Source organism: Alsobacter metallidurans, assembly GCF_014636935.1.
Lineage (GTDB): Bacteria > Pseudomonadota > Alphaproteobacteria > Rhizobiales > Beijerinckiaceae > Alsobacter > Alsobacter metallidurans.
In genome coordinates this window covers 1,416,905-1,423,015 of sequence record NZ_BMES01000002.1, presented here as the reverse complement: position 1 = coordinate 1,423,015, position 6,111 = coordinate 1,416,905, and the positions used below count along the sequence as shown (strand labels likewise).

The following is a 6,111-nucleotide window of genomic DNA, read 5'->3' as shown; positions in this document are numbered from 1 at the left end:
GCGCGGCGCCTGCGCGGGTGGGGATACCGGACCCACCCTCCCGGGAGGCCTTTCCGGAGCGGCCGGACGGCGGGTTCGAGGGGTAACAGCCTCGGCCGACCCAACGTCCGGCAGTCAGCCCGCCCGCCCCACACTACGGTGGGGCCGTGGACGCGGCCACCTTAACACCCTCGCGGTCGCTGCCCACAAGGAGCGGCCCGGAGGACGGAGCGCGGGTCGGAAAGGTTCAAAATCGCCGGTCGCGAGGCGTCGGCCCGTCCGAATCCTACGCGTAAAACCCTAGATGGGCCGGCGCCTCGCGGCGCCCCTCCACCTGATTGCCTCACCTCCGCGCGGACGGAGAACGCCGACGCGCGTCTCGTCCTGCGCTCGACAAGGCGGCGCCGAGACCCCACATACCTGATCCCGATCGCCGCCGGATCCGCCCGCACGTGCCTCCTTCCTTTTCCGATTTCGCCTTCGAGGCGCGCATCGCCGCACAGTCGCTGGCGGACAGCCTCGGCGGATTGGCGCGGCCGACGCTGCGGCTGGGCGTCACCGGGCTGTCGCGCTCGGGCAAGACCGTGTTCATCACCGCGCTCGTGCACGCGCTGTTGCGCGGCGCGCGGCTGCCGGTGTTCCGCGCCTATGCGCAGGGCCGCATCCGCAAGGTGACGCTGGAGCACCAGCCCGACGACGCGGTGCCGCGCTTCGCCTATGAGGAGCACCTGGCGGCGCTGTCCGGGCCGGACCGGCGCTGGCCGGAGTCCACAAGTCGCATCGCCGAGCTCAGGGTCGTGATCGAATACGAGAGCGCCACGAGCTGGCGCTCGGGCCCGCGCACGCTGACGCTGGACATCGTGGACTACCCGGGCGAATGGCTGCTGGACCTGTCGTTGCTGGACAAGAGCTACGCCGAGTGGGCCGCCGAGGCGGTGGCGGCCTGCCGCAGCCCGGGACGCCTGGAAGGCTCGCAGCCGTTCTTGGACGCCTTGGCGGCGCTGGACCCCTTCAAGCCCGCCGGCGAGGACGCGGCGCGGCGCCTGTCCGAGCTGTTCCGGCAAGCCCTCAAGGCGGCGCGCGTCGAGCCGCTGTCGTTCTCGGCGTTGCCGCCGGGGCGGTTCCTGATGCCGGGCGATCTCGAGGGATCGCCGGCGCTCACCTTCTCGCCGCTCGACCTGCCGCCCGGGGCCGAGCCGCCCGCCGGCTCGCTCGCCGCCACCATGGCGCGGCGCTACGAGGCTTACCGCTCGCACGTGGTGCGGCCATTCTTTCGCGACCATTTCGCCCGGCTCGACCGGCAGATCGTGCTGGTGGACGCCATGGCGGCGTTGAACGCCGGGCCGGCGGCCGTCTCGGACCTCGAGAAGGCGCTGGACGACGTGCTTCTTTCTTTTCGCACCGGCCGCAACACGATGCTCTCCAGCCTGCTCAGCCCGCGCATCGACCGGGTGCTGTTCGCCGCCACCAAGGCCGACCACCTGCACCACACCAGCCACGACCGGCTCGAGAAGGTGCTGGCGCTGCTGGTGGACCGCGCCAGGCGGCGGGCCGAGGGGCTCGGCGCCCGCGCCGACGTGGTCGCGATCGCGAGCATCCGGGCGACCCGCGAGGCGCAGGTGCGGCAGGGCCGCGACGAGCTCGCCGCCATCGTGGGCACGCCGCTCGCCGGCGAAGTGATCGGCGGGGAGCGGTTCGACGGAACCGCCGAGGCGGCGGTGTTCCCGGGCGAATTGCCGGAAGACGCCGCCAAGGCGTTGGCCGAGGCCGGCGTCGCCGACTACGGCCTGCGCTTCGTGCGGTTCAGGCCGCCATCCGTCGCCACGGGCCCGGACGGACAGGCCGGCGTGCTGCCGCACATCAGGCTGGACCGCACCCTCGAATATCTGCTCGGAGACCGACTGACATGACGGAGGCCGCCCGATGAAAGCGCCCCGCGCCTTTCGGCTCGATGATCCGAATGTCCGCCTCGGCCCGACGGCGGCCGGCGAGGACCTGCCCAAGGCCGCGATCGCGATCCGCGACACGGACGACGAGGCTGTGTTCGAGGAGGCCGTCGTCGAGGAGGCGGTCGAGGAGCGCGAGGCGGAGCTTGGCCTCGGCAAGCGGCTGTTCGGCTGGGGCGGGTTGTTCGCGAGCGCGGCCGGCGGGCTGCTGACGCTGTGGCTGGGCGTCGCGATCGAGCGCTTTGTCGCCTCCCTGCTGGCCGACAATCCGCTGCTCGGCGCGGTGGCGCTGGGCCTGGCCGCACTGGCCGGGTTGGCGCTTCTGGCGCTCGCCCTGCGCGAGATCCGCTCGATCTGGCGCGGCCGCGCCATCGGCAAGCTGAAGATCCGGGCCGAGGCCGCCCTGGCGTCCGACGACGCCCGGAAGGGCCGGGCGATCGCGGCCGCGCTGGCGGCGCTCTATGCGGCGCGGCCCGAGACGGCCCGGGGCCGGGCGCGGCTGGACGACACCGCCACCGACATCATCGACGGCGCCGACCTCGTGCGCCTCGCCGAGCGCGAGCTGCTCGGGCCGCTGGACATCGAGGCCCGCGCCGCCGTGGCGGCGGCCGCCCGGCGGGTGTCCATCGTCACCACCATTTCGCCCAAGGCGCTGCTGGACGTCCTGTTTGTCGCCGCGCAGGCGCTCAGGCTGGTGCGGCGGGTGTCGGAGATCTATGGGGGCCGGCCGGGCTTTCTCGGCTCCATCCGGCTCGTCAAGGCGGTCGCGGGCCACCTCGCCGTCACGGGCGGCATGGCGATGGGCGACAGCCTCGTGCAGCAGGTGCTCGGACACGGCATCGCGGCGCGACTTTCGGCCAAGCTCGGCGAGGGCGTGCTGAACGGGCTCCTCACCGCGCGGGTCGGCCTCTCGGCCATCGCGGTCTGCCGGCCGCTTCCCTTCGCGGACAGGCCGCCTCCCTCCATCCGGGAGGTCGCGGGCTTCCTGTTCGACCGCGGCCCGGCAAAAACTGCCGCCGACAACTGACAGAAAGGGGCCAATTCCGCCGGCCGACGCCGAGCCGACAAGGCGCAAGTTCTTGATTGCTAAAGCGCAACCGTTTGGCATGGCGGTTGCGTCGCTGGTTGCACGACAGAACGTCGCCTGGAACCAGAAGGTTTTTGCCATGAGTCTTTTTGGCGCGATGACCACATCGGTCACGGGTATGCGGGCCCAGTCCTACGCCCTCGAAAATATCTCCTCCAACATCGCGAACTCGCAGACCACCGGCTACAAGCGGGTGGATACGAGCTTCATGGACCTGGTGCCGGATTACCCGCTCTCGCAACAGATCGGCGGCACCGTGATGGCGTTCGCCCACGGCACCAACACGATTTCGGGCAGCTATCAGGCGACCGGCAACGCCACCAACATGGCGATCACGGGCGATTCATTCTTCCAGGTCCGAAAGGCGGTCGGCAGCGTCGCGGGCGTCCCCACGTTTTCGACAAGCAACCTGTATTCGCGCCGAGGCGACTTTGGCGTCGATCGGAACGGCTATCTGGTGAATGGCGCCGGTTACTTCCTGGTCGGCAGCACGCTGGACGCGACAACGGGCGCAGCCTTGGGCGCGCCGGCGCCGATCAAGCTCAGCGCCGGGCTGGTGCCCGCGAAAGCCAGCGCCACGGTTGAGTTCATGGGGAACCTGCCGGAGACGCCGCACACCTCCAACTACGACCCAGCCGTGCCCGGCAGCGACCGCTACGCCGTTCCGGGGACGGGCGTCACGCTGGCTGAAGAAGCGAACTTCCTGAAGCGCACGGTCACGGGCGGCACCGTGACGCTCTACGACGGCGTCGGCGCTCCGACGACCACCGAACTGCGCTGGGCCAAGACGGGGCCGTCCACCTGGAACGTCTACTACCAAAACCCGGCATACAGCGCCGCCACGGCGGGATCGCAGAAGTGGATTGCGGCGGGCCGGGGAACCACCGCGGCGGCGGCCACGGACTTCACCTTTGATACAAAGGGCGCCGTGACCGCGCCTACGGGTGGGGCCACGGCCATGACCGGCCTGACCATCGGCGGCGTCACGATGCAGCTCGATTTCAGCAAGGGGCTGACGCAGTACAACGACACCAGCAGCAGCGGCGGGGTAAATGTCCGGTCGTTGAAGCAGGACGGGTACGCGGCCGGCACCGTGAACGACGTCTCGGTCACGGCGGACGGACGCATCGTCGCGAGCTACTCCAACGGCGTCACCACCCCGCTCGCCCAGGTTGCGTTCGCGCACTTTAATGCGCCGAACAGCCTGAAGCGCGAGGATGGATCAACCTTTTCGGAGACGCTGGAAGCCGGGCTGCCGCTGGACGGCCTGAACGGCGGCGGCGTAATGGGCGGGCAGCTGGAAGGCTCCAACACCGACATCGCGGAGGAATTCTCCAAGATGATCGTCACGCAGCAAGCCTATTCGGCCAACACCAAGATCATCACCACCGTGCAGCAGATGCTGCAAGACACCATCAACATCGTGCGCTGATGGCAACCACGCCTCACCGGACCGCCGAAGTCGCCCGTTTTTCCGATCAGCCGGAAACGCAGGACGGCGGCTTCGCGCGCCTATCCTGGTGGGCGGCCCAAGGCTTCGCGCCCCCGGCAAATACTGCCGGGTGGCCGGAGCAGACGCGTGCATCCAGTAATTTTGCAACCGAAAGTTTACGTCCTAAGTCGTTGCAATCACATGTAACTCCGTGTGGCACACGCGTTGCGTGTTTCCTTCTCGATCGAGCGACACGCCCCGGGGGGCGGCGCGCATCCAGAGGGCTGTGCCACATGAGTATCTTCGGGGCGATGACCAATGCGGTGACGGGGCTGAGGGCCCAGTCCTACGCGCTCGAGAACATCTCCGACAACATCGCGAACTCGCAAACGACCGGCTACAAGCGCGTCGACACCAGCTTCATGGACCTCGTCCCGAGCTACCCGCTGAAGCAGCAGGTCGGCGGCTCCGTGACGGCGTTCTCGCGCGGCACCAACACCATCGCGGGCAACTACACGTCCACGGGCGTGTCCACCAACGTGGCGCTGAACGGCGAAGGCTTCTTCGTGGTCCGCGACCGGGCCGACACGCAGGCGGGCCTGCCGGTGTTCTCGCAGCGCGATCTCTATACCCGGCGCGGCGACTTCACGGTCGACAAGAACGGCTTCCTGGTGAACGGGGCGGGCCGGTACATGGTCGGCTCGGCGCTGGACCCGATCACCGGCAATGTCGCGGGCGGCCCCACGGTGCTGAAGATCGGTTCGGACCTCGTCGGCGCCCGGGCGACCACGACGGTGGAGTACCGCGCCAACATCCCGAGCACGCCTCAGACCACGTCCTACAGCCCGGCCACGCCGGGCAGCGACCTCTACGCCGTGCCGGCGACCGGCGTGACGGCGGCGGAGGAAACCAACTTTCAGAACCATACGGTCACGGGCGGAACCGTGACGGCCTATGACGGCCAGGGCACGCCCACCACCGTGGAACTGCGCTGGGCGAAAACTGGGACCGACACCTGGAACGTCTACTACGCCAACCCGGCCTACGATTCGACCAGCGCAACCTCGCTGAAGTGGATCGCGGCCGGGCAGGGCACGACCCTGGCCTCCACGCCGACGGCGTTCACGTTCGACTCGGCCGGCAAGCTCACGGCTCCGGCCGCTGGCACGGCCGACCTGACCGGCCTCACGGTGGACGGCGTGACGCTGAAGCTCGACGTCAGCACGGGCGTCAGCCAGTACGAGGACGTGTCCGGCCAGGTGAAGACCACCTCGATCCGGCAGGACGGCTACCCCGCCGGCAAGCTCAACGACGTCTCGATCTCGGACGACGGCCGCGTGGTGGCGAGCTACTCCAACGGCCAGACGGTGGCGCTGGCGCAGCTGCAGATCGCGCGCTTCAACGCCCCGGACTCGCTGAAGCGCATGGACGGCTCGACCTTCGAAGAGACGCTCGAATCCGGCCAGCCGCTCTACGGCCTGAACGGCGCCAACATCATGGGCGCGCAGCTTGAAGCCTCCAATACGGACATCGCGGACGAGTTCTCCAAGATGATCGTCACCCAGCAGGCCTACTCGGCGAACACCCGCGTGGTCACGACGGCGCAGCAGATGCTGCAGGACGCCATCAACATCATCCGGTGAAGCCGGATGAATGAACGGATGAAG

4 protein-coding genes are annotated in these 6,111 nt (G+C 69.2%); all 4 read left to right on the top strand.

Features of this window, described 5'->3' with window-relative positions; genetic code table 11:
• Nucleotides 1–431 precede the first annotated feature (431 nt).
• The gene (locus IEV99_RS17110; protein ID WP_188518943.1) at nt 432–1,889 is read left to right on the top strand and encodes a YcjX family GTP-binding protein; all 1,458 of its coding nucleotides are present in this window, start codon (nt 432–434) and stop codon (nt 1,887–1,889) included.
• A 13-nt stretch (nt 1,890–1,902) separates the two neighbouring features.
• Nucleotides 1,903–2,952, top strand: a complete 1,050-nt coding sequence (locus IEV99_RS17105) for a YcjF family protein (protein WP_188518942.1) — start codon at nt 1,903–1,905, stop codon at nt 2,950–2,952.
• A 139-nt stretch (nt 2,953–3,091) separates the two neighbouring features.
• A complete protein-coding gene (locus IEV99_RS17100; RefSeq protein ID WP_188518941.1) occupies nt 3,092–4,444 on the top strand; it encodes a flagellar hook protein FlgE in 1,353 nt (450 codons plus the stop codon).
• Between the two features lie 293 nt (nt 4,445–4,737).
• Nucleotides 4,738–6,087 carry a flagellar hook protein FlgE gene (locus IEV99_RS17095; RefSeq protein ID WP_188518940.1) on the top strand — a complete coding sequence of 450 codons (1,350 nt, stop codon included), beginning with the start codon at nt 4,738–4,740 and terminating at the stop codon, nt 6,085–6,087.
• The last annotated feature ends 24 nt before the right edge of the window (nt 6,088–6,111 follow it).